The following is a 22476-nucleotide window of genomic DNA, read 5'->3' on the forward strand; positions in this document are numbered from 1 at the left end:
GACAAAACGCGCAACGCAAAACGCAGGGTAAAAGGCCCGCGACACAAAAAGCCCTGCCACAAAACGGCAGGGCTGAATATCATTGCCAAACGGCTACCTGAGGACGCGCAATTCCTCAAATTCTTCCATGTCGGCGAACCGGCAGAACGCGGGCGCTCTCAGGGGAATGACAGGCGCTGCCCGCGAAAGATCCTCCAGAATTATATTCAATTCCTGTGCCCAGACGGGCACCAGATCATCCGGAATCCAACCGGTAGGGTAGGCAAACGTCATGTGAAAACGATAGGCGTCATGGTCTTTGTGCCGGTACCCGAAGGGCCCGGTCAAGGCATCGCGCCAGTCCTGCAGGATGCGATCATCTTCTGCTGTCGCGCCGGTCAGCATGAGGCCGGTTGGCACCACATCTTTCACCCGCACCGAAAAGGCAAGGGGCGGTGAGAAAGGCTCAAACCGTGTCATCAGAGCCTCTGTCACCTCTGTCACAGGGGCATCGCGGTCTATGCCTGCGGGCCAGGCATCGGCTGTTCGTCGCGTTTCAATCACCCCTTCAAAGACGGTCATATGCAGGCTTTCGGCGGGCGTGTAGAGGAAGTTTTCAGCACCGGGCAGGGCCTGCATCCGCGTGCGTGCGTCCAGCACGGCCTGGTGCGCAGGAGCAGTCCGGTCCAGATGGCACACCACCGTGTTTCCGGCCTCGGGGAGAAACGCGGTTGCGCTGTAGCGTTGTCCAAGCCGCGCGGGGGGATTTGCGTTCTGCCCTGCGGCGAAAGTGGCAATGTCAGTTTCAAGGGGCATCCGGGCGCTCCGCTGGTTAGGGCACGGGGGTCGTGCCTGTCGCCCACTTCTTGACGGCCTTCGGGAGATTCGGAAAGCCTTTCTGCGGTGTGTGGTCCGCCCGACAATCCCGAGCTTGGTCAAACAGTTCAAAAGCGGGGCGCCGACACCGAAAGGCACATCAAAAACAAAAACGCCCCGTCGGCAAGACAGGGCGTTCCGGGTAAGCCTTTTCAGGGGTTACTTGGGCAAGGGCCCGATCAGCATGACCATCTGGCGGCCTTCCATCTTGGGGAAGTTCTCCACCCGGCCTGCGTCCTTGGTATCCTCGGCAACCCGCTCCAGCAATTCGCGGCCCAAATTCTGGTGCGCCATCTCGCGCCCGCGAAACCGCAGGGTGATCTTCACCTTGTCGCCGTTTTCCAGGAACTTGAAGACGTTACGCATCTTCACATCGTAGTCATTGGTGTCGGTGTTCGGGCGGAACTTGACTTCTTTGATCTCGATGATCTTCTGCTTCTTGCGCGCCTCGGCCTCGCGTTTCTGCGTCTCGTATTTGAACTTGCCGAAGTCCATGATCTTGCAGACCGGTGGGTTCGCATTGGGCGAAATTTCGACGAGGTCCAGACCGGCTTCATCCGCCATATCCATGGCGCGGTCCGGGGATACGACACCGACATTTTCGCCATCGGCACCGATCAGGCGGATCTCTGGGCTTCGGATCTTGTCGTTGACGCGCGGGCCGGTGTCTCTTTGCGGCGGTGCGTTATGGGGTCTGCGAGCGATGATGGTCGTCCTTGAATTGTTGATAAATCTGAAACCGCAAGTTACCCGCGGTGCGGGTCTTCTTCAAGCCGCAAAATAGGCCGGAATGGGCCGATTGGAACGGTTTTCCCCTTTGATGGTTTTATCCCTGATGCGCAACTGACATTACAACGCTCAACAAGGCCCGATGACGGGTCCCGGAGCGCTAGAGAGGGAAGAACAACATGAAAAATCTCGTCTGGATACTACTGGCCGCCGTGATCATCGGCGGTGGATATCTGCTTTATTCCGGTCAAAACCCTGCCGAGGTCGTCCAGGATACGGCGGAGACCGTAGAAGAAGTCGCGCCGCTCGAAACGGCGGAAGAAGCGCTTGGTGATGCCGCTGATGCGGTGAGCGAGGCGGCAAGCTCGGTCGCAGAGGCCGCGGGAGATGCGGTGGACGCCACAACGGAAGCTGCGAGCGATGCCGCAGAGGGTGTGGCAAATCTGGTGGAAGATGCGACAACCGCGACGTCTGAAGCTGCCGGCGAAGCGGTCGACACGACCGAACAAGCGGCAGAGAGTGTTGCGGATGCTGCGGCAGAAACTGCCACAGCGACTGCCGATGCAGTGGAGGACGGCGCCAGCACCGCAGCGCAGGCGACGACCGAAGCGGCAAGTGACGCAGTTGATACCACGCAACAGGCAGCAGAGAATGCAGCGGACGCGGCCAGCGACGCGGTTGACGGCGCGACAGAAACCGCGACAACCAATGACGCTGTGGATAATGCGGCAGAGGCGGCGCAAGACGGCACGGAAACAGCCACTGCCGCCACGGATGAGGCAACAGACACAGTTGCTGCCGTAGATGACGTGAAGGCCGAGGATGCGCTGACAGTTGACGGATTCGATTTCGCCAAGGTGACGGAGATGATCGAAAACTCCGATCTGGGCACGTCGCAAAAGCTGGTGCTGACCAACACCGTGCGGCAGGCGCAGGACAATCCTGAGCTGTTGCAAGCCGCGCTGACCCAGTTGCGCACCGCTCTGGGCGTTCAGTAACCGCTCTTCACAATAAAAACGCCCGGGTCTGAGGGCCCGGGCGTTTTCTATTGGATCTGCGGATCGGGTCAGCCGACGAAGGCTTTTTCCACCACGTAATGCTTGGGATCGGAGTTGGCGCCTTCTTCGAGGCCAAATCCTTCCAGGATTTCCTTGAGATCGGTGTTTAATCCCATGGAACCACAGACCATGGCGCGGTCCATCTCGGCGGAAATGCCCTCGATGCCCAGATCGGCAAAGACAGTCCCGTCTTTCAGCAGCGTTGTGATGCGGCCCATCTTGGGGCTCTCTTCCCGCGTGGTGGTCGGGTAGTAGGTCAGCTTGGCGAGGTTTTCTGCGCCCAGCAGCTCCAGCATTATCTCGTCCGTGCGCAGGTTGTCGATCAGCTGGCGGCCATATTCCAATTCGGCCACATCACGGCAGGTGTGCGTGACGATGACCTGATCGTAATCCTCATAGGTCTGCGGATCGCGCAGCAGCGAGGCGAAGGGCGCAAAGCCGGTGCCGGTGGCAAAGAACCACAGCCGTTTGCCCGGCAGCAGCGCGTCATGCACCAGCGTGCCCACGGGCTTGGGGCGCAGGATGATCTCATCCCCCGGCTGGATGTGCTGCAGCTTGGAGGTCAGCGGGCCGTCCTGCACTTTGATCGAGTAGAACTCTAGTTCTTCATCCCAGGAGGGGGAGGCGATCGAATAGGCGCGCAGCAGCGGTTTCTGCTTGCCGGTCTCGGGGTGCGGGTCTCCCATCAGGCCGATCATCACGAACTCGCCCGACCGGAACCGCAAGCTTGCGGGCCGCGTCACGCGGAAGGAAAACAGGCGATCCGTCCAATGCTGAACAGAGGTCACGGTCTGCGCGTCGGGCAGCGTGGGGATCTTGACGGCGGATGCTTCGGTCACGGGTGTTTGCTCGGTCATAATATGTCAACGCAGGCTTACACCTGCGCGTCCCTTTTAGAAAGAAGAATGGAGAGGGGAAAGGCGTCAATCAGCCGCGTTACGCCACCGGTGCACCGGTGCCACGCAGCCGTGCCTGATAATTGTTGTCCTGCCAGTTGGCGCGGAACTGCCATTGGTCTTCGGGTTGCCGCGCGGCGAGGTCGTCGGAGATTTCCACTTCGTCAAAGCCTGCCCGGCGCGCCATGGCGTATTGGTCGGCCAGCACATGCCCCTTGGCGCGCAACCGACCGGTGAAGCCGCGCAGGCGCAGTTGCCGCGCGATGGTAAAGCCACGCCCATCCGCGGAAGACGGGAAATCCACGCGGATCATCTGCAACCCACCGCAGAGCGGGATGGCGGCCGGATCGGCATCCGATGGCACGTCCAGCGCGCTGGCGTCATTGGCCGCGTCCAGGGTGATGAAGGGTTCCTGCCAGTCGTCGCTGGAGAAACCGGTGTCTGTAACAAGCGTGCTCATAAAGGGGCTCCTGTGCGGATCATTTTGTCGTCGATCCCAAGCGGATCGCTTTGCCGTTGACGAAGTGGATGCCACATTCGTCTTTGTCGGTGTCACGCCAGCGGCCCGCGCGGGGGTCTTCGCCTGCAGCGACCGGGGAGGTGCAGGGCGCACATCCGATGGACGGGTAGCCTTGGGCCACCAACGGATGGCGCGGCAGGCGGTTTTCGGCGATGTAATCGGCCACATCGCCCGGTTGCCAATAGGCCAGCGGGTTGACCTTGATGCGGCCCGTGCCTGCTTCGACCTCAAAGAAGTCCAGTTCAGCGCGCTGGCCTGACTGGAACCGCTTGCGCCCGGTGATCCAGCCGCCGTGCTGTGCAAGGGCGGCGTTCAGGGGCCGCGTCTTGCGCAGGGCACAGCAGGCATCGGTGTCACGCTGGTGCAGGGTGCCATCGGGGTCCTCGCGCCGCACATCGCCGCTGCGGATGATCCGCAGGTTCCGCAGACCAAGGCGCTCCGCCACCTCCTGCTGGTAGACCAGCGTCTCGGTGAAAAGCATCTCGGTGTCGATGAACAGCACCGGGATATCCCGATCCACCATGGCAGTCAGGTGCAGCAAGGCCACGGATTCCGCGCCAAAGCTGGATACCAGTGCGAGATCGGGCACGTCGTCACGTGCTGCGCGCAGTACATCCGTCGCACTATGGTGGCGCAGCCGGTCATTCAGCCGGTCCACCTTAGTGCGCAGGATGAGATCGTCCTGGGGAGCAGGGTGATCAAGCGGCATTGGCCTGTGCCTCGGGGTAGAGGGCGGCTTTGAACGGGGCCAGCCCAAGGCGGCGATAGGTCTGCAGGAAGGTCTCTGCAGGCTCTTCGCGCAGGTCGAGATAGGCCAGGACCAGACGTTCGATGGCCGGGATAATCTCCTCAGCAGAGAAGCCTGGACCCGCCCGCTCGCCAATGCTGGCGTCTTCGGTGCCGTCCCCGCCCAGCGTGATCTGGTAGTTCTCCACACCCGCCCGGTCGAGGCCGAGAATGCCGATGTGGCCCACGTGGTGGTGCCCACAGGCGTTGATGCAGCCCGAGATCTTGATCTTCAGCGGGCCAACGTCATGCTCCAGCTTCAGCTCGTCAAAACGGGTGGCGATCTCCTGCGCGATCGGGATCGAGCGGGCCGTGGCCAGCGCGCAGTAGTCCATGCCGGGGCAGGCGATGATGTCGGAGATCAGGCCGACGTTCGCGGTGCCGAGACCTTCCGCCTTGAGTGCGGAGTAGATCGACGGCAGGTCGGATTTATGCACATGCGGCAGGATCACGTTCTGCTCGTGGCTGATCCGCAGCTCGTCATGGCCGTAGCGTTTCGCGAGATCGGCCATAAGGCGCATCTGGGCCGAGGTCGCATCGCCGGGCGTGGCGCCATGGGCCTTGAGGCTGATGGTCACGATGGCATAGCCGGGCACGCGGTGTTCGGTCAGGTTGGTATCGGACCACGCGCGGAACGCCGGGTAGTGCTGGCGCGCGTCATGATACTCGGTCTCAGGCGCGCTCTTGAATTCGGGCGCTGCGAAATCGGCTTCGATTCCGGCCAGCAGCTGCTGATCTACGCCGGTGAACTGTGGGCGGATCAGGGAGTAGCGCTCTTCCACGCGGGTTTTGAAGTCATCCAGCCCGTTTTCATGCACGGTGATCTTGATCCGCGCCTTGTACTTGTTGTCGCGGCGGCCCAACAGGTTGTAGACGCTCACGATGGCTTCCAGATAAGGCAGCAGGTCTTCGCGCGGCAGGAAGTCGCGCAGCACCTTGCCGATCATCGGCGTGCGGCCAAGGCCCCCGCCTACAATCACCTCAAACCCGATCTCGCCATCCCGTTCGACCATGCGCAGGCCGATGTCATGCGCCTTCGTCACGGCGCGGTCATTGGGCGAGCCAGTCACAGCCACCTTGAACTTGCGCGGCAGGAACTGGAATTCCGGGTGGTCGGTGGACCACTGGCGGATGAGTTCGGCCACCGGGCGCGGATCAGCCAGCTCGTCCGCGGCGGCACCTGCGAAATGGTCGGCGGTCACGTTGCGGATGGTGTTGCCGGAGGTCTGGATCGCGTGCATCTGCACATCTCCCAGCGCATCGAGCATGTCGGGCACGTCACGCAGCTGCGGCCAGTTGTACTGGATGTTCTGCCGCGTGGTGAAATGGCCATACCCCTTGTCCCACTTGTCCGCGATGTCGGCCAGCACATGCATTTGGCGGGAATTCAACGTGCCATAGGGAATGGCCACGCGCAGCATATAGGCGTGCAGCTGCAGGTAGAGCCCGTTCATCAGGCGCAGCGGTTTGAATTCATCCTCGGTCAGGGAGCCGTCGATGCGGCGCTCGACCTGCGAACGGAACTGCGCGTTGCGTTCCTTGATGAAGGCGGTGTCGAAGTCGGTATAGTTATACATGGCTGGCTGCCTCTTGCTTGCCGTGGGCATAGTTGGACGGACCCTTGGCCCGGAAATCTTCGCGGAAATGTGTGGGCTTGGGCGTGTCGCCGCTGGCGTCCACATCCGCCAGGTAAGCGCCCACAACGGTGTCGATCTGCTGGGCGGCATCGATCAAGCGCAGATCGGCGTCGGCCTCATCGGTCAGCACCTCTGCCTCGGCCAGATCACGGCTCCAACCGGTCGCCGTCTGATAGATGACGTCGCCTTCGAGCAGAGCGTTTGCGGTCACAACTTTTGGGGTAAATGCGCGGGGCATCAGAGCGCCTCCTGTGCTTGGATGGGAGTGGAATAGGGGTTGTCGGTCTGCGCCGGAACCGCGTCGCGCGGGGCCAAACCATAGAAGGTCAACGCTGGGCCGGACATCTCTGCAGCCGCCAGCGCCGTGGGCAGCGCGTCCAGCGTGGTGTCCAGAATGCGCTGCTCCGGACGGGAGGCGTTCTCGATCACGGTCACGGGCGTGTGACGGTCCGCGCCGTGCATGATCAGGCGACCCTGGATGAAGCGCGCGGATTTCTTGCCCATGTAGATCGCGGCGACCTCGCCGGGGCGTGCAAGCGTGGCCCAGTCATGATCGGCAAAGCCTTTCATGTCGTGCCCGGTGAGGAAGCGCACCGAAGAGTTGCGCCCGCGTTTTGTGAGACTCTGACCGATTTCCGCCACGGCGGCAGAGGCAGAAGTGATGCCCGGTACGATGCTCCAGGCGATCTGCTGGGCGTCCAGCGCGTCGATCTCTTCGTCGAGGCGGCCAAAGACGGTGGCATCGCCGGATTTCAACCGCACCACCTGCGCGCCCTTTTGCGCGTGCTCGACGATCAGATCGTTGATGGTTTCCTGCGGGGTGGAGGGGCCGAATGCCTCCTTGCCCACGTCGATCATCACCGCTTCACGGCGCGCGAGTTCGAGAATAGGCGCGCTGATCAGCCGGTCATAGATCACCACATCGGCCTCATCCAAAAGGCGGCGCGCTTTCATTGTCAGCAGGTCCGGATCGCCGGGGCCGCCGCCCACGAAATGCACATGGCCGGGGCGAGCCTTGCGCGCAAGATGGTCGGTGAGCAGCTCGTCCAGTGCGCCCTGAACAGCCGTTTCGCCGCCGGTGATCGCAGAAGGGCCGGCGTTGAAGTAATAGTCGCGCCAGAAATCCCGCCGGGCGCGGCCAAAAGGCAGGGCCTCGGCGGCTTTGCGGAAGGTCTTGCCGATGCGGGCAAGCGGGCCGAGAGCGACGGGCAGGCGTTCTTCGAGGTCCGCCTTGATGGCGCGGGCCAGCACCGGGGCGGCCCCCTCGGTGCCGATGGCGATGGTCACCGGGTCACGATCCACGATGGCCGGGGTGATGAACTGGCTGTCTTCGAGGTTGTCCACCACATTCACCAGGGCGCCATCTGCACGGGCAATGGCAGCGGTGCGGGCATCCTCGGCGTCATCCTCATCCGCGGCATAGAAAAGTGCCGCGCAAAGGGTGTCGCCGGGGGCCATGGCGCGGCGCACGAGGCGCAGTTTTCCGTTTTCCGCCCATGCGGCAATCTCAGGGTCCGGGTCGGCGCTGAAAACCGTGATGTGACCTGCCGTCTTCATCAGCAGACGCAGCTTGGCCAGCGCGGCCTCGCCACCGCCCGACAGGACGATGCGGCGGCCTTCGACGCGCAGGAAGATCGGAAAATGGTCCATGAGGCTCGGCCTTTCGAATTTTCTTGAGTCCAATATAGGAAATTTTCCCGGATATTCGCTAGGTTCTGCTGTTGATAAGGACGCTTGTTCTGATTTACTTGAGAAAGAGAACAAGTGACCATGTGAGAGGGAAAAGGCAGGATGAGCGTCCGCATAGACGACACAGACAGGAAAATCCTTGGCGAGCTGCAACGCGATGCCAGCCAGTCATTAGATGAAATCGCCGCCCAGGTGGGCTCTTCCAAGACACCGGTGTGGAACCGGATTCGAAAAATGCGGGATGCGGGTGTGATCGGTCAGCAGACGGTTGTTCTGGATGCGGATGCGTTGGGGTTCGAGGCATGTTTCTTTGTCCTGATCCGCACGTCCGAGCATGAAGCGGAGTGGCAGGCGGCGTTTCTGCAGGCCCTGCGCGACCGGCCCGAGGTGCAGGAGGCGCACCGGCTGGCGGGAGATATCGACTATATTCTTAAAGTGCGGGTGAAGAATGCGCGCGCCTATGATGCCTTTTACCAGGCGCTGATCTCGGAGGTGCGGGTGCATAATGTGACGGCGCTGCTGTCGATGGAAGAGATCAAATCGACTACGATGCTGCCGCTCTAGGCGTGATCCAACGGCGCGGCTGGCGCCGCATTTTTATGAAGGGCGCTTGCTGCGGGTGTGAGCCTGTCGCGGCTCAGGCCGTCACCTGCAGATGGGTTAGCCCATGGAAGTGGTAGGTGTTTGAATAGGTGGGCGTTTCCGCCAGTTTCAAGTGTGGTGCATGGGCGAAGAGACGTTGCAGGCCCATCTGCAGTTCAAGCCGGGCCAGGGGCGCGCCGACGCAGAAATGCAGGCCGCCGCCAAAGGCTGCGTGCGGGGCGGGCTGTCGGAAGGGGTCGAACAGATCGGGGGTCTTGAAACGCGCAGGATCGCGCCCTGCGGCCCCCAGCATCAGCGCCACTTGCTTGCCCTTTTCGAGGAGATGCCCGCCGACTTCGATTTCTTCGTAGGCATAGCGCGTGAACATGTGCAGCGGCGGGTCAAAGCGCAGGGCTTCCTCGACCGTGGCGGCAATGGCATTCGGGGCGAGGGCGCTGGCGGGGGTTTCATTTTCCAAAAGGGCTTTGACTGCGTTGCCCAACGTATGGACCGTGGCCTCATGCCCGGCATTCAGCAGCAGGATACAGGTCCCGATCATTTCCGGGAGGGAGAGTTTTTCGCCATCTTCCTCGGCGGCGATCAGGTGAGTGATCAGATCGTCGCGCGGCTTGGCCCGGCGCTCTTCGATATAGGTGGAGAGAAACGCCGAGAATTCGGCTGCGGCGTGATCCGCCGCCACTTCGGTCTGATGGGTGCGGCTGGCCTGATACATCGCCACCATCGTGTTCGACCATCGCAGGAGTTGATCCGACATCTCCTCCGGCACGCCCAGCAGGCGCGCAATGACCCGGACGGGCAGGGCGGTGCAAAAAGCCGGGATGAGATCGAAAGGCGTGTCCGGAAAGCCGTTCAGCAGATCGGTGCAAATCTCGTCGATATCGGGGGCCAGTGCCTTTACCCGCCGCGAGGTGAAGGCGCGCAGCACAAGCCCGCGCAGCCGTGTGTGCGTCGGCGGCTCCAGATCCAGCATCGAATGGCGTTCAACCGCGTCAAAGCGGTGCAGGTGGTCAGGCGCCGGCGTGCGCTGGTCCTCGGGCACGGCCCGCCCCAACCGGCGATCTCGCAGCAGCGCATGCACCGTTGCCGCGTCAAAGACGGCCATCATGCCGTAGTCTTCCCAATACTGCACGGGATCTTCGGCCAGAACACGGGCATAGAGCGCGTAGGGGTCCTGCACGAAATCAGGCTCAAGCGGGGATTGAATCAGCACCTTCATGACGCCCTTTAATGCCCGCGCCACTGGTCAAGGCAAGGGGCTGTTTGTAAGCTTGGCCTATGTCCAGGGCTTTTGTGCACCGTGCGGTGATTATCTGTGTGTTTTTGAGCGCGGTGGCGGCGGCTTCTGCGGGTGTGTGGCGCTATGCGTATCTGCAGGCGCTGGACCAGCTGGCGCGGCAGGGCGAGAGCGATCTGGCGCTGGCCAGTGACCGGCTCCAGGGGCAATTGCAGCGGTTCCGCGAGTTGGCGGTGTTCCTGGCGGATCATCCCCTGAGCGAAGCGCTTGCGGGCGGTCTGGGGGTGGAAGAATCCCGTGCCTTGTTTCTGGATGTGGCGGACAAGACCGATGCGCTGGACGTGATGTTTGTCGATGGCGCGGGGCGGGTACAGGCAGCGGCACGCGGCCCCGCCGGGAGTGACCTGGGCGCGACGGGCTATGTTCAGCGGGCGCTGCAGGGCGCGCTGGGGTGGGGGCATGGGGTGGCCAAACCCCTGGACGGGCGCGCATTTTATTATGCGTCCCCGTCATTTGGCCCGGATGGCAAGGTGCAGGGCGCAATCGTGGTCGCCGCCGGTATGGATGGGATCGAAGACGCCTGGCGCGGTGGGCTGCGCGCGGTGTTCTTCACGGATGTCTACGGTCAGGTCTTTATAACCAACCGCTCCGAGCTGGTGCTCTGGCAGCGCGCGGCGGGCGGGCCGGGGTTGGCGCCACCTGACGGCACCGCCCCGCCGTTTGACAGCTACGAGACCGGCGGGCATGAAATCTGGCGGTTGGGCTGGGGGCCTTATCTGCCGCAGAATGCGCTGCATCTGGTGAAGCATCTGCCGGTGATCGGCCTGACGGGTGAGGTGCTGATCGACGTGGCGCCCGCGCGGCAATTGGCCAAGCTGCAGGCGACCGTGGTGGCCGCACTTTGTCTGGCGTTCGGGGCGCTTCTGTTTCTGGCGACGGAGAGGCGCCGGACGCTGGCGCGGGCCAATGCACAGCTGGAAGACCGGGTGGCGCGGCGCACCTCGGCGCTGTCGGAAATCAACACGGCCCTGCGGCTGGAGGTGTCCGAGCGCAAGGAGGCGGAGACGGCACTGGCCCGCGCCCAGGCCGATCTGGTGCAGGCCAGCAAGCTCAGCGCGCTTGGCAAGATGAGCGCGGGCATCAGCCACGAGCTGAACCAGCCGCTGATGGCCATCCGCTCCTTTGCAGAAAACGCCGGGCTGTTTCTGGAGCGCGGCAAACCGGAGCGTGCGCAGGAAAACCTCGGGCGGATTTCCGACATGGCCCGTCGCATGGGGCGCATCATCAAGAACCTGCGCGCCTTTTCCACCCAACAGACAGAACCGATGACGCGGGTGGACCTGATTGCCGTGCTGGATGCGGCGGTGGAGATGGTGAGCGGCAGGGCAGAGGCCATGGGGGTTGCGATCGATTACGCGCCGGGCTCAGCACCAATCTGGGTCAAGGGCGGCGAGGTGCGCCTCGGGCAGGTCTTCGTGAACCTGATGACCAACGCGCTGGATGCGATGACCGAGAGTGAGAAGCGCAGGTTGGGGGTTTCAATCATCCAAGGCGCGCCCATGCGCATAGAGATACGCGACAGCGGCCCGGGCGTTGAGGCCCCTGAAAAGGTCTTTGATCCCTTTTATTCGACCAAGGAAGTCGGTGCCTCGGAAGGCATGGGGTTGGGCCTGTCGATCTCTTACGGGATCATGCAGAGTTTCGGCGGAGAGATCAGAGTGCGCAATACTGAGCAAGGTGCCGTCTTCAGCGTCGAGCTGCAGCCCTGGACAGAGCAGGTGGCCGCATGAGTCGGCGCGTCTTGCTGGTCGATGACGATGCCGCCGTGCGGGATGCGCTGGCCCAGACGCTGGAACTGGCCGATCTGTACCCGGTGACCGCGAGTTCCTTTGTTGCGGCAAAGGACCTGATCACGCCGGAATTCGATGGCGTCATCCTGTCGGATCTGCGTATGCCGGGGCGCGACGGCTTTCACCTGCTGGCCTACGCGCGGGCGCAGGATGCGGATTTGCCGGTGATCCTGCTGACCGGGGAGGGCGATATTCCCACGGCGATGAAGGCGGTCGGGCAGGGGGCTTTCGACTTTCTGGAAAAACCCTGCGCGCCCACTGATCTGCTGGCGGTGTTGGAACGCGCGTTGAAGACGCGAGGCCTTGTGCTGGACAACCGCCGCCTGCGCGCCCTGATCGCCACGGGGGACCCGGCGGCGCGCATGCTGTTTGGCACCTCGCATCTGGCCGATGGGCTGCGCAAGCGTGTGCGGCGCGTGGCGGTCGCCGAGACCGAGGTGCTGGTAACCGGCGCGCCCGGTACCGGGATTTCCAAGGTGGCGGAGGTGATCCACCTCTGTTCGGCCCGCTCCAAGGCGCCTTTCGTGAAGCGGGCCGCTGCGGGGTTGGACGCGAACCTGCTGACCGAGGCGCTTGAGAAGGCGCGCACCGGCAGCCTTTTCATTGACGAAATTACCCAGATGCCCGCGCAGGCGCAGCTGACCCTGCTCGAAGCGCTGGAGACTGGCCCGCAGACACGGATCATTGCCGGATCGAACCGCGATCTGGCCGCCAGCGTCGCGGCAGGGCAGTTGAATTCCGAACTCTATTACCGGCTGGAGGTCACGCCGGTGCGCATCCCGTCCCTCTCCGAGCGGCCCGAGGATATTCCGGTCCTGTTCCAGCACTATGTGGCGCAGGCCAGTGAGCAGGCGGGCCTGAACGCGCCGGAGATTACGCCACAGGTGGTGGCAAACCTCATGGCCCAGGACTGGCCCGGCAACGCCCGGGCGCTGATGTCGGAAGCGATGCGGTTTGCGCTGGGGTTGAGTGAAGAGGCCCGCAGCGACGCTTCCCTCGGGCTGTCCGAACAGATGGCACAGGTGGAACAGAGCCTGCTGGAACAGGCCCTGCGTCGGGCCGAAGGGCGCGCGGTTCTGGCGGCGGAAGCGCTGAAACTGCCGCGCAAGACCTTCTATGACAAGCTTACGCGCTATGGGATTCGGACGGAGGATTACCGCGTCCCTTAGTGTGCGGAATTTCGCACAAACTGTATTACTCTTGTGCGGCTTGCCGCACTCGGACCTTTGGTGGCTTCTTGAAATCGACATGAGCTATCAACAACAACACTCTGAAATAAAGTAATAAACAGGCAGATTTTGCGCCCTTCCGTATAGTGCTTGCTCTTAGGCGCCCGAACCGGTTTGATATTCACCAGCGCATCGTTCTGCGGTGCCCGATCCAAGGAAGAAAAATCAAAACGTTTCTGGGAGGAAACCACATGAGAATAGTAACCGCTGCCCTGACGGCGCTGACCCTGTCGGTGAGCGCCTCTGCTGTCGCTGCTGCCTGTGATGACGGCGAGATCGTCATCAAGTTCAGCCACGTGACCAATACCGACCGTCACCCCAAAGGCATTGCCGCATCCCTGCTGCAGGAACGGGTGAATGAGGAAATGAACGGCAAGGCCTGTATGGAGGTCTTCCCGAACTCCACGCTCTACAACGATGACCAGGTGCTGGAGGCGCTGCTGCAGGGCGATGTGCAGATGGCCGCGCCGTCGCTGTCCAAGTTCGAGCAGTTCACCAAGGTGTTCCGCATCTTCGACCTGCCGTTCATGTTCAAGAACATTGATGCGGTTGACGCGTTCCAGAACTCCGACACCGGTCAGGCGATGAAGGAATCGATGACCCGCCGCGGTCTGATCGGCCTTGCGTTCTGGCATAACGGCATGAAGCAGATGTCGGCAAACGTGCCGCTCAACAGCCCGACCGACGCCAATGGCCTGAAGTTCCGCGTGCAGAATTCCGACGTGCTCAAGGCGCAGATGGCGGCCCTTGGCGGCTCGCCCCAGCCGATGGCCTTCTCGGAAGTCTACGGCGCGCTGCAGACCGGTGTTGTCGACGGGCAGGAGAACACATGGTCGAATATCTACGGCCAGAAGTTCTTTGAAGTGCAGGACGGTATCACCGAAACCAACCACGGCATCATCGACTATATGGTCGTGACCTCCACCGATTGGTGGGACAGTCTGGATGCGGATGTGCGGGACCAGCTGGCGACCATCGTGACCGAGGTGACCGAAGTCCGTAACGCTGAATCCACCGCCGTGAACGCTCAGGCCAAAGCGGCGATCATCGAGGCCGGCGGCGTGGTGCGCGAGCTGGACGCGGCCGCCCGCGAAGAATGGGTCGCCACGATGAAGCCCGTCTGGGACCAGTTCAAGGATGACGTCGGTCAGGAAAACATCGACGCGGCACAGTCCATCAACGCCGGTTTCTGAACGTGACATGACAGACCGCCCGGCCCCCGATGGTGGGGGCCGGGCGGCTTTTTAAAGGGGGGAGGGACGCATGGCGCATTCCTATGAGGCACAGACAACACTGGGCCGGATCGTGAATGAAATCGAGGAGACCGCGATTGCGCTGATCCTCGGGCTGATGACCATCCTGACCTTCATAAATGTGGTGCTCCGGTATGGGTTCAACACGGGCATCATCTGGGGGCTGGAGGCGGTGACCTTCCTCTTTGCCTGGCTGGTGCTTTTCGGGGTGAGCTATGCGGTCAAGGTCACCGCGCATCTGGGCGTTGATGCGCTGATCAACCTCTTTTCCCCATCTGTCAGGCGTACGCTGTCCCTGATCGCCGCCGCCGTCTGCATCAGCTACGCCTTCCTCGTGTTCAAAGGGGCATGGGACTACTGGGCACCTTTTGCCGGGTTCGATGCCACCTCCGGGCGCTGGTTCCCGACGGGCTTTGAAAACAGCCGGGATCAGGCGTGGTACGAGGTCGTCGACATGCCGATGCCGGAGTGGTTGCGCTGGATCGAGCCGATTTTCAACCAAGGTGAGGAATACGAGAAAATCCCGCGCTTCATCCCTTATGCAATGCTGCCCTTTGGCATGGCGCTGCTGCTTTTTCGCTTCGTTCAGGCCACGGTTCGCCTGATGCGGGGCACCCAGACCAGCCTGATCGTCAGCCACGAAGCCGAAGACGCCATCGAAGACGTCAAGCACCTGAACGCGGAGCGCTAAACCATGGAAGTTGCAATTCTTTTCACCATGGTGGTGGGCCTGATGCTGATCGGTGTGCCGATTGCCGTGAGCCTTGGCATGTCCTCCATCGTCTTTCTGCTGGCGCTCAGCGACACCTCGCTGGCCTCGATTGCGCAGACCTTGTTCCAGGCGATGGCGGGGCACTACACCCTGCTGGCCATTCCGTTCTTCATTCTTGCGTCGTCCTTCATGTCGACGGGCGGTGTGGCACGGCGGATCATCCGCTTTTCCATCGCCCTCGTGGGGCATTTCCCGGGCGGGCTGGCGATTGCCGGCGTCTTTGCCTGTATGCTCTTTGCGGCGCTCTCCGGGTCGTCGCCGGCCACGGTTGTGGCCATCGGCTCCATCGTGATCGCGGGCATGCGGCAGGTCGGCTACACCAAGGATTTCGCGGCGGGGGTCATCGCCAATGCGGGGACGCTCGGCATCCTGATCCCGCCTTCGATTGTTATGGTTGTCTACGCCTCGGCAACGGATGTTTCCGTCGGGCGGATGTTTCTGGCCGGTGTGATCCCGGGCCTGATGGCGGGCACCATGCTGATGGTGACCATTTACATCATCGCCAAGTTGCGCGACCTGCCGAAAGGCGAATGGCGCGGCTGGGGCGAGGTCATCGACAGCGGGTTGGAAGCGGGCTGGGGACTGTTCCTGATCGTGATCATCCTGGGCGGCATCTATGGCGGTATTTTCACGCCGACAGAGGCGGCAGCGGTGGCGGCGGTCTACGCGTTCTTCATTGCCAGTTTCGTGTACCGGGATATGGGGCCGCTACATGTCGACGGCGAGGACACGCGTAACCTGACGCTATTGCAGAAGCCGCTGGCGCTGGTCACCGCCTTTATCCACCGCGATACCAAGAACACGCTTTTTGAAGCGGGCAAGCTGACCGTCACGCTGATGTTCATCATCGCCAATGCACTGATCCTGAAACACGTGCTGACGGATGAACAGATCCCGCAGCAGATCGCCAGTGCCATGCTGGACGCGGGCTTTGGGCCGGTGGTGTTCCTGGTGATCGTGAATGTGATCCTGCTGATCGGCGGGCAGTTCATGGAACCGTCGGGTCTGTTGGTGATCGTGGCGCCGCTGGTCTTTCCGATTGCCATCGAGTTGGGGATCGACCCCATTCACCTCGGGATTATCATGGTGGTGAACATGGAGATCGGGATGATCACGCCGCCGGTGGGTCTGAACCTCTTTGTCACCTCCGGCGTGGCCAACATGCCGATGTGGGCCGTGGTCAAGGCGGCGCTGCCCTTCACGGCGGTGCTCTTTGTGTTCCTGATCATGGTGACCTATATTCCGATCATCAGTACGTGGTTGCCGACGCTGGTGATGGGACCGGAGATCATCATTCAATAGGCGGGTGGGGGCGCTGCCCCCGCGCTGCGCGCTCCCCCGGGATATTTGATGCCTGCAAAAGGCATCAGCTGTCGGCGAGCGCCTCGATGATCGGGGAGAAATCCTCTGCACTCAGGCTCGCGCCGCCGACGAGGGCACCATCGACATTGTCGAGGGCAAAGATTTCCGCAGCGTTGCCCGGCTTGACCGACCCGCCGTAGAGCAGGCGCATGGTGTCAGCATCCTCGCCGAACCGCGCGCGCAGTTCGTTGCGCATCAGGGCGTGCACGTCGGCGATCTGGTCCATGCTGGGAATTTTGCCAGTGCCGATGGCCCAGATGGGTTCATAGGCCACCACAAGTGTCTTGCCCGCACTGTCTTCCGGAACCGAGCCCTTGAGCTGTGTCTTGATCACATCGAGCGCCTCGCCGGCCTCCCGCTGCTCCAGGCTTTCGCCGATGCAGACAATCGCGGTGAGCCCGGCGGCTTGGGCGGCCTGCGCCTTGGCCGCCACCTGGGCATCCGTCTCGCCATAGGCCTCCCGCCGCTCCGAGTGACCCACAATGACATAAGTCGCGCCGATCTCGGCAATCATCGCGGCGGACTGTTCGCCGGTATAGGCGCCCTTTTCCTCGGCGTGGCAGTTCTGGGCGCCGATCTGGACGGGGCTGCCGGAGGTGTTGTTCAGCGCGGGGGCAAGCAGCGGGGCAGGCGGGCAGATCAGCACGTCACAGGGGCATTCGGGATGCTTCAGCTTGAGCTTGCCGATCATGTCGAGACCCGGGATCGAGCCGTTCATTTTCCAATTGCCTGCTGCCAGTTTACGCCGCATGTGTCTCTCCTGAAGGTTGTCACAGCCTTGGTAGCAGGGCGACCGGTCGGCGGCAATTGGCCCTGCGCCACTTGCGCGCCGCATGTGTCTGTGGCAGGGCCGCGGGGCAGGCAGATGGAGGTCTTCCGATGATCCCGAGACTAGATGCGGCGTTGATGGCGGCGGGCGATCCCGAAACGATGGCGCAGCTGCAGGAGGCGGCCACCGGCACCGGGTTTTTCACCGTGCACAACACCGCGATTAGTGCAGAGCGAATGCAGGTCGTCCTGGCCTGCTACCGTGCATTCTTTCGCCTGCCAGAGGTGGAAAAATCCCGGATCGACATGGCCAGGACCGGGGCCAATCGGGGCTGGGGGGCGGCGGGTTCCGAGCAGGTCGATCCTGATGCAAACCCCGACTACAAGCAGTTTTTCGACAGCGGTTTTGCCTTGCCGGCGGGCGATCCGCGCAGTGACCTGGCCGTCTATGCGCCGAACAGGTGGCCCGATACACCGGTCGATTTCCGGGATGAGATCGAAAGCTATTATCGGGAGGCCTGTACGGTGGCGATGGATATCCTGCGCGCGATCGCGCGTGCCATCGGCGCGGCGGACACGTATTTCGACGGGGCGTTCGACACGCCCATGGCCCTGCTGCGCGGCAACTTCTATCCCGAGCGTCCCGCCTGGGCCACAGCGCGGGATTTTGGGATTGCGACCCATACGGATTATGGCTGCCTCACCCTGTTGGCGACTGATGGCTCACCGGGGCTTGAGGTGCGCAAGAGGGGCGGCGGCTGGATTCCCGTTTCTGCACCACCAGGGGAGTTCGTCATCAACTTTGGTGAAATGATGGAGATGTGGACCGCTGGACGTGTCCGCGCGACACCGCACCGGGTGATTGGCAGCGATCACGAACGCATCTCTGTACCGCTGTTCTTCAACCCGTCCTACGACACCAATGTGGCGCCGATGGAGTCAGGTGAGGTGATCAAGGCAGGGGAACATCTGACGAAGCGGTTTTCAGAGACCTACGTGCATCTGCAGGATCAGGAACAATCAGCCGAACTTGATTGATTCCCCGCAGCCGCAGGCTTCCGTCACATTCGGGTTGCGGAACTTGAAGCCGCTTTCGAGCAGTGAGGTCTCATAGTCGATCTCGGTTCCGAAAAGGAACATCTGCGCCATGGGGGCGATCATCACACGCGCGCCGTCCTGTTCGACAATCTCGTCGTTGGGATCGGTCGCCTCGACATATTCCATGGTGTATTCCATGCCCGCACAGCCGCCTTTCTTGACGCCAATACGCAACCCCGCATGACCCGCGGAGGTCATGAGTTTCGCCACCTGTGCGGCGGCCTTCGGTGTAAGCGTAACGGCCTGCTTGCCGGGAATGCCAAACATCGCTGTGCTCCTTTGGACCTAATCTAGGCAGTCGGGCCGCGCGGGACAAGCGGTCTCGCGGGATTTCCGGCAACTGTGACACCGGACGGCACATCTCGCGTGACCACGGCACCGGCGCCGATCACGGCATCATCGCCGATGGCGATACCGGGCAGGATCAGGGCCCCGCCGCCGATCCAGACATTGCGCCCAATTTCAATGGGTTGGCCGAACTCAAGCCCGGCATCACGGCTTGCTGCATCACGCGGGTGATCGGCGGTCAGGATTTGCACCATCGGCCCCACTTGCGTCATATCCCCGATACGGATCGGGCAGAACTCCAGCAGCACACAACCGTAGTTGAAGAAGACATCAGCGCCCAGGTGGATGTTGTACCCGTAATCGACATAAAAAGGTGTGCGGATGGAACAACTTGAACCGCGCGACCCAAGCCATTGATCCAGAAAATCTTTGCGTTCATCTGCGTCCGAGACAATCGTGTTGTTGTAGCGTCGCTGCAAGGCCTGGCTGGTGGCGCGTTCCCGCACCAGTTCGGCATCGCCAGCCCGGTAGAGCTCGCCCGCGATCATCTTCTCTTTTTCGGTTGTCATGCGGGTCGCTTACATGAACCCGAGTTCAAGCCGCGCCTCGTCCGACATCATATCCATGCCCCAGGGCGGCTCCCAGACAAGCTCAACATCAACCTGCTTCACACCGGGCAGAGGTTCTACCGCATCGGCCACCCAGCCCGGCATTTCACCCGCGACGGGACAGCCGGGTGCGGTCAGCGACATCTTGATCGCCACTTCATTTTCGCCACTGATATCAATGGTGTAGATCAGGCCCAGTTCATAGATATTCACCGGAATTTCCGGATCATAGACAGTGCGGCAGGCTTCGACGACCTGCTCATAGAGCGGGTGATCGGTCGATGAGGGCGCGATCAGGGGCGCACCTTCCAGCGGTTCGGGGGAATTGTTCATCGAGGGCCTCTCTTATTCCTTAGTGTTTTATATAGGAATCACGACGCGAGCGTAAAGGGGGCGGTCAGTGATTGTGCGGCGACATCTGGGGTGGATGGCGCGGGACACGGAGTTTTTCGGGGAATGAGACGGATATTTGCTGCAAATAGTTTTGTCCAAGCAGGCTAAAGCTGCTTGCAATGCTTTCGGTTAGATCAACACAGTTCCCGCCCTTGCGGCGCGTCCGGCTCGCCAGCCAACGGGAAGCCATGTCTCGCGGGAGGCCATGATTATTGGCATGGTTCCGACCCGTGTCCAATGACGGGAAAGCGCGCGATCTCCTGGCGCTCTACTTGCCGTTTCGCGCCCAGAACGCCGCCGGGGATGCCGTGGGACACCAATGGGCATCAATCGTTACCAGGGTTTTGGAGTTGGACCGATCGTCGCCATCGTGCGGCAAAACGTTCAATCGGGCTCCCGGCAATGCGTCGGTGTCAAAGGGATAAGCGCGCCCAAATGTCCGCACGCAAACGGATCGGAGGTTTTTGCGTTCGACACTCGCCTCTCCATATCCATAGCATATGTTGCCGCGCGTCGGATAGTTCCGGTCGGACCTTTTGGGATAGATGTGGCAGCACGACAGGAGCAATCGACGATGCTCCTATGATAGCTCCCTTATTGGGAAGCTTCGACAAACCAGGACGCAAGGATCTCGCGCCGACAGGACATTCCTACCGGGGTGGTCGCCCAAAGTGGTGGAACGTCGAGATCAAAACAAAGTAAAGCAGATCGCTCGACCGGAGGCTGCGCGCAGTCTTTCGTCTCGGACAACAGGCACCCATGCCCCTGCAGTGCTGATGGAACCGGACACAGGCAGTCGATCATCAAACAGCATTCTGTCCGCGGCTGGCCCAAGCTGGGTGTCCGGGAGAAGCGTTTTCCAGTCGCCGCGCCCCTGTGTGCGGCTTTGTCAGCCTTCTTCCGGATACTGCAACGCGCTGCTGTCTCACGATGGCGCTTGGCCGGAGCCGCCGAAACGGCGCTCACTCACAGGAATATGTCGCCTGTACGCATCAATTCTGCCAAACTCGGACCAGTCTAACGGGAGGTGGATGCATGCTTGACACGACGATTAATGACCAAGTGACTGACTTTCTTGACAGATTTGGATCGGCCCTGGCGGCCGAAGAGATTGATGCTGCGGTCGCGATGTTCCAGACCGATTGCTTTTGGCGCGATCTGGTCAGCTTTACGTGGAACATCAAGACGATGGAAGGGCAGGATCAGGTGCGCGATATGTTGAGCGCGCAGCTTGGTGCCACCAAGCCATCGGCCTGGAAAATTGCCGATGGTGAATTGCCCACAGAGGAGGGGGGCATCATCACCGCTTGGATCAGTTTCGAGACTGGTGTCGCGCGAGGGTATGGGTTGGTACGGCTCAAGGATGGTCTGATCTGGACGCTGCTGACAACGATGGTCGAGCTGAAGGGCTACGAAGAGCCGCTGGGCTATGAACGACCTTTGGGGGCCAAGCACGGTGCTGGAAAACACCGGCTCACATGGGCCGAAGAGATCGAGAAAGAGCGGACAGAGCTTGGCTACAAGACACAGCCCTATACGGTGATCATTGGTGGCGGGCAGGGCGGCATCGCACTTGGCGCGCGGCTGCGGCAGCTTGGCGTGCCCACGATCATCGTGGAGAAGAATGACAAGCCCGGAGATTCCTGGCGCAACCGTTATAAATCGCTCTGCTTGCATGATCCGGTCTGGTACGACCATCTGCCCTATCTGCCGTTCCCGCCGAACTGGCCGGTGTTTGCGCCGAAAGACAAGATCGGCGACTGGTTGGAGATGTACACCAAGATCATGGAGCTGAACTATTGGACGCGCTCTGAGGTTCAAAAGGCCGAATGGGATGACGGCGCCAAAGAGTGGGTCGTGAAGGTCAACCGCGACGGTGAAGAGGTCACGTTGCGGCCCAAGCAGCTGGTCTTTGCCACTGGCATGTCGGGCAAGGCGAATGTGCCAACCTTCCCGGGCATGGAGACGTTCAAGGGGGACCAGCATCATTCCAGCAAGCACCCCGGCCCGGACGCTTACAAAGGCAAGAAGGCGGTGGTCATCGGGTCGAACAATTCCGCTCATGACATCTGCGCCGCCCTTTGGGAGGCGGATGTGGATGTGACCATGGTGCAGCGGTCGTCCACCCATATCGTACGCTCGGAACCCTTGATGGAGATCGGTCTGGGGGATCTTTATTCCGAACGCGCGGTGGAGGCTGGGGTCACGCACCATAAGGCGGACCTGATCTTTGCCTCGCTGCCCTACAAAATCCTGCACGAATTCCAGATTCCGGTTTACGACAAGATCAAGGAGGTGGATGCAGCATTTTATGCGGGACTTGAGAAGGCGGGCTTTCAGCTGGATTGGGGCGCGGACGAGTCCGGGCTGTTCATGAAGTACCTGCGACGGGGGTCAGGCTATTACATTGATGTAGGTGCCAGCCAGCTGATCATCGACGGGAAGATCAAGCTCAAGGCCGGGCAGGTCACCGAGGTGGTCGAGGACGGTGTGGTGCTCGACGATGGCACCAAGCTGGAGGCGGATGTGATCGTCTATGCAACCGGCTATGGCTCGATGAACGGCTGGGTTGCGGACCTTATTGACCAGGAGACCGCAGACAGGGTTGGCAAGGTCTGGGGGCTGGGTTCGGACACGCCCAAGGACCCGGGGCCCTGGGAAGGTGAACAGCGCAATATGTGGAAGCCGACACAGGTCGAGAACCTGTGGATGCATGGCGGCAACCTGCATCAGTCGCGACATTACTCGCAGTTCCTGTCGCTGCAGATCAAGGCCCGGATGGAGGGTATCGACACCCCCGTCCATGGGTTGCAGGACGTATATCACAACGGGCGGTGAGCCCCGTGCA

The 22476-nt window shown here is 61.6% G+C and carries 22 protein-coding genes; 9 read left to right on the top strand and 13 right to left on the bottom strand.

Going from position 1 to position 22476, the window contains the following annotated elements; genetic code table 11:
* Positions 1-93: 93 nt before the first annotated feature.
* Positions 94-795, bottom strand: a complete 702-nt coding sequence (locus Q1A52_RS18090) for a DUF1868 domain-containing protein (RefSeq protein ID WP_300018626.1) — start codon at positions 793-795, stop codon at positions 94-96.
* Positions 796-1014: 219 nt separating this feature from the next.
* Complete coding sequence (gene infC / locus Q1A52_RS18095) at positions 1015-1560, bottom strand: translation initiation factor IF-3 (protein WP_366523705.1); 546 nt, start codon at positions 1558-1560, stop codon at positions 1015-1017.
* A 203-nt stretch (positions 1561-1763) separates the two neighbouring features.
* On the opposite strand from infC, the gene Q1A52_RS18100 reads away from it, so the two are divergent.
* Positions 1764-2582 (top strand): translation initiation factor 3, encoded by an 819-nt coding sequence (locus Q1A52_RS18100; protein WP_300018629.1) that lies wholly within the window; start codon positions 1764-1766, stop codon positions 2580-2582.
* Between the two features lie 68 nt (positions 2583-2650).
* On the opposite strand, the gene Q1A52_RS18105 is transcribed toward Q1A52_RS18100, so the two are convergent.
* From Q1A52_RS18105 to cysG, 6 genes are all read right to left on the bottom strand, one after another.
* On the bottom strand, positions 2651-3499 hold the full coding sequence (locus Q1A52_RS18105) for a ferredoxin--NADP reductase (RefSeq protein WP_300018632.1): 849 nt from the start codon (positions 3497-3499) through the stop codon (positions 2651-2653).
* 79 nt (positions 3500-3578) lie between these two features.
* Complete coding sequence (locus Q1A52_RS18110; RefSeq protein ID WP_300018635.1) at positions 3579-3998, bottom strand: DUF934 domain-containing protein; 420 nt, start codon at positions 3996-3998, stop codon at positions 3579-3581.
* Positions 3999-4017: 19 nt separating this feature from the next.
* Positions 4018-4767 (bottom strand): phosphoadenylyl-sulfate reductase, encoded by a 750-nt coding sequence (locus Q1A52_RS18115; RefSeq protein WP_300018638.1) that lies wholly within the window; start codon positions 4765-4767, stop codon positions 4018-4020.
* Entirely contained in the window at positions 4757-6421 is a 1665-nt protein-coding gene (locus Q1A52_RS18120) for a nitrite/sulfite reductase (RefSeq protein ID WP_300018641.1), read from the bottom strand. The genes Q1A52_RS18115 and Q1A52_RS18120 overlap by 11 nt, the downstream gene beginning before the upstream one ends.
* On the bottom strand, positions 6414-6719 hold the full coding sequence (locus Q1A52_RS18125; protein ID WP_300018644.1) for a DUF2849 domain-containing protein: 306 nt from the start codon (positions 6717-6719) through the stop codon (positions 6414-6416). The genes Q1A52_RS18120 and Q1A52_RS18125 overlap by 8 nt, the downstream gene beginning before the upstream one ends.
* Complete coding sequence (cysG, locus tag Q1A52_RS18130; RefSeq protein WP_300018647.1) at positions 6719-8131, bottom strand: siroheme synthase CysG; 1413 nt, start codon at positions 8129-8131, stop codon at positions 6719-6721. Before cysG ends, Q1A52_RS18125 begins: the two co-directional genes overlap by 1 nt.
* Positions 8132-8272: 141 nt before the next feature.
* On the opposite strand from cysG, the gene Q1A52_RS18135 reads away from it, so the two are divergent.
* The gene (locus Q1A52_RS18135; RefSeq protein ID WP_299827170.1) at positions 8273-8734 is read left to right on the top strand and encodes an Lrp/AsnC family transcriptional regulator; all 462 of its coding nucleotides are present in this window, start codon (positions 8273-8275) and stop codon (positions 8732-8734) included.
* 73 nt (positions 8735-8807) lie between these two features.
* Here Q1A52_RS18135 and Q1A52_RS18140 read toward each other — a convergent pair whose 3' ends face one another.
* Positions 8808-9989, bottom strand: coding sequence for a cytochrome P450 (locus Q1A52_RS18140; RefSeq protein ID WP_300018650.1), 1182 nt, complete (start codon positions 9987-9989; stop codon positions 8808-8810).
* Between the two features lie 59 nt (positions 9990-10048).
* Between Q1A52_RS18140 and Q1A52_RS18145 the strand changes: the two genes are divergently transcribed.
* From Q1A52_RS18145 to Q1A52_RS18165, 5 genes are all read left to right on the top strand, one after another.
* A complete protein-coding gene (locus Q1A52_RS18145; RefSeq protein WP_300018653.1) occupies positions 10049-11797 on the top strand; it encodes an ATP-binding protein in 1749 nt (582 codons plus the stop codon).
* A complete protein-coding gene (locus tag Q1A52_RS18150) occupies positions 11794-13026 on the top strand; it encodes a sigma-54 dependent transcriptional regulator (RefSeq protein ID WP_300018656.1) in 1233 nt (410 codons plus the stop codon). The genes Q1A52_RS18145 and Q1A52_RS18150 overlap by 4 nt, the downstream gene beginning before the upstream one ends.
* Positions 13027-13277: 251 nt before the next feature.
* Positions 13278-14279, top strand: coding sequence for a DctP family TRAP transporter solute-binding subunit (locus Q1A52_RS18155; RefSeq protein WP_300018659.1), 1002 nt, complete (start codon positions 13278-13280; stop codon positions 14277-14279).
* Positions 14280-14349: 70 nt separating this feature from the next.
* Positions 14350-15030, top strand: coding sequence for a TRAP transporter small permease (locus Q1A52_RS18160; RefSeq protein WP_195821837.1), 681 nt, complete (start codon positions 14350-14352; stop codon positions 15028-15030).
* A 3-nt stretch (positions 15031-15033) separates the two neighbouring features.
* Entirely contained in the window at positions 15034-16413 is a 1380-nt protein-coding gene (locus Q1A52_RS18165) for a TRAP transporter large permease (RefSeq protein WP_195821838.1), read from the top strand.
* A 64-nt stretch (positions 16414-16477) separates the two neighbouring features.
* Here Q1A52_RS18165 and tpiA read toward each other — a convergent pair whose 3' ends face one another.
* Entirely contained in the window at positions 16478-17224 is a 747-nt protein-coding gene (gene tpiA, locus Q1A52_RS18170) for a triose-phosphate isomerase (RefSeq protein WP_300018663.1), read from the bottom strand.
* A gap of 128 nt (positions 17225-17352) precedes the next feature.
* Between tpiA and Q1A52_RS18175 the strand changes: the two genes are divergently transcribed.
* Entirely contained in the window at positions 17353-18279 is a 927-nt protein-coding gene (locus Q1A52_RS18175; RefSeq protein WP_300018666.1) for a 2-oxoglutarate and iron-dependent oxygenase domain-containing protein, read from the top strand.
* Here the strand turns inward: Q1A52_RS18175 and Q1A52_RS18180 are convergent.
* The 3 genes from Q1A52_RS18180 to Q1A52_RS18190 are packed head-to-tail and all read right to left on the bottom strand — an operon-like array spanning position 18262 to position 19568.
* On the bottom strand, positions 18262-18606 hold the full coding sequence (locus Q1A52_RS18180) for an iron-sulfur cluster assembly accessory protein (RefSeq protein ID WP_195821841.1): 345 nt from the start codon (positions 18604-18606) through the stop codon (positions 18262-18264). The genes Q1A52_RS18175 and Q1A52_RS18180 overlap by 18 nt on opposite strands.
* Before the next feature lie 23 nt (positions 18607-18629).
* Positions 18630-19196 carry a sugar O-acetyltransferase gene (locus Q1A52_RS18185; RefSeq protein ID WP_300018669.1) on the bottom strand — a complete coding sequence of 189 codons (567 nt, stop codon included), beginning with the start codon at positions 19194-19196 and terminating at the stop codon, positions 18630-18632.
* Positions 19197-19205: 9 nt separating this feature from the next.
* Complete coding sequence (locus Q1A52_RS18190; RefSeq protein WP_299783519.1) at positions 19206-19568, bottom strand: SUF system Fe-S cluster assembly protein; 363 nt, start codon at positions 19566-19568, stop codon at positions 19206-19208.
* A gap of 1095 nt (positions 19569-20663) precedes the next feature.
* Here Q1A52_RS18190 and Q1A52_RS18195 point away from each other — a divergent pair.
* Positions 20664-22466, top strand: a complete 1803-nt coding sequence (locus Q1A52_RS18195; protein WP_300018672.1) for an NAD(P)/FAD-dependent oxidoreductase — start codon at positions 20664-20666, stop codon at positions 22464-22466.
* Positions 22467-22476: the final 10 nt, after the last annotated feature.

Origin of the sequence: uncultured Roseobacter sp. (assembly GCF_947488185.1) — a bacterium.
GTDB lineage: Bacteria > Pseudomonadota > Alphaproteobacteria > Rhodobacterales > Rhodobacteraceae > Roseobacter.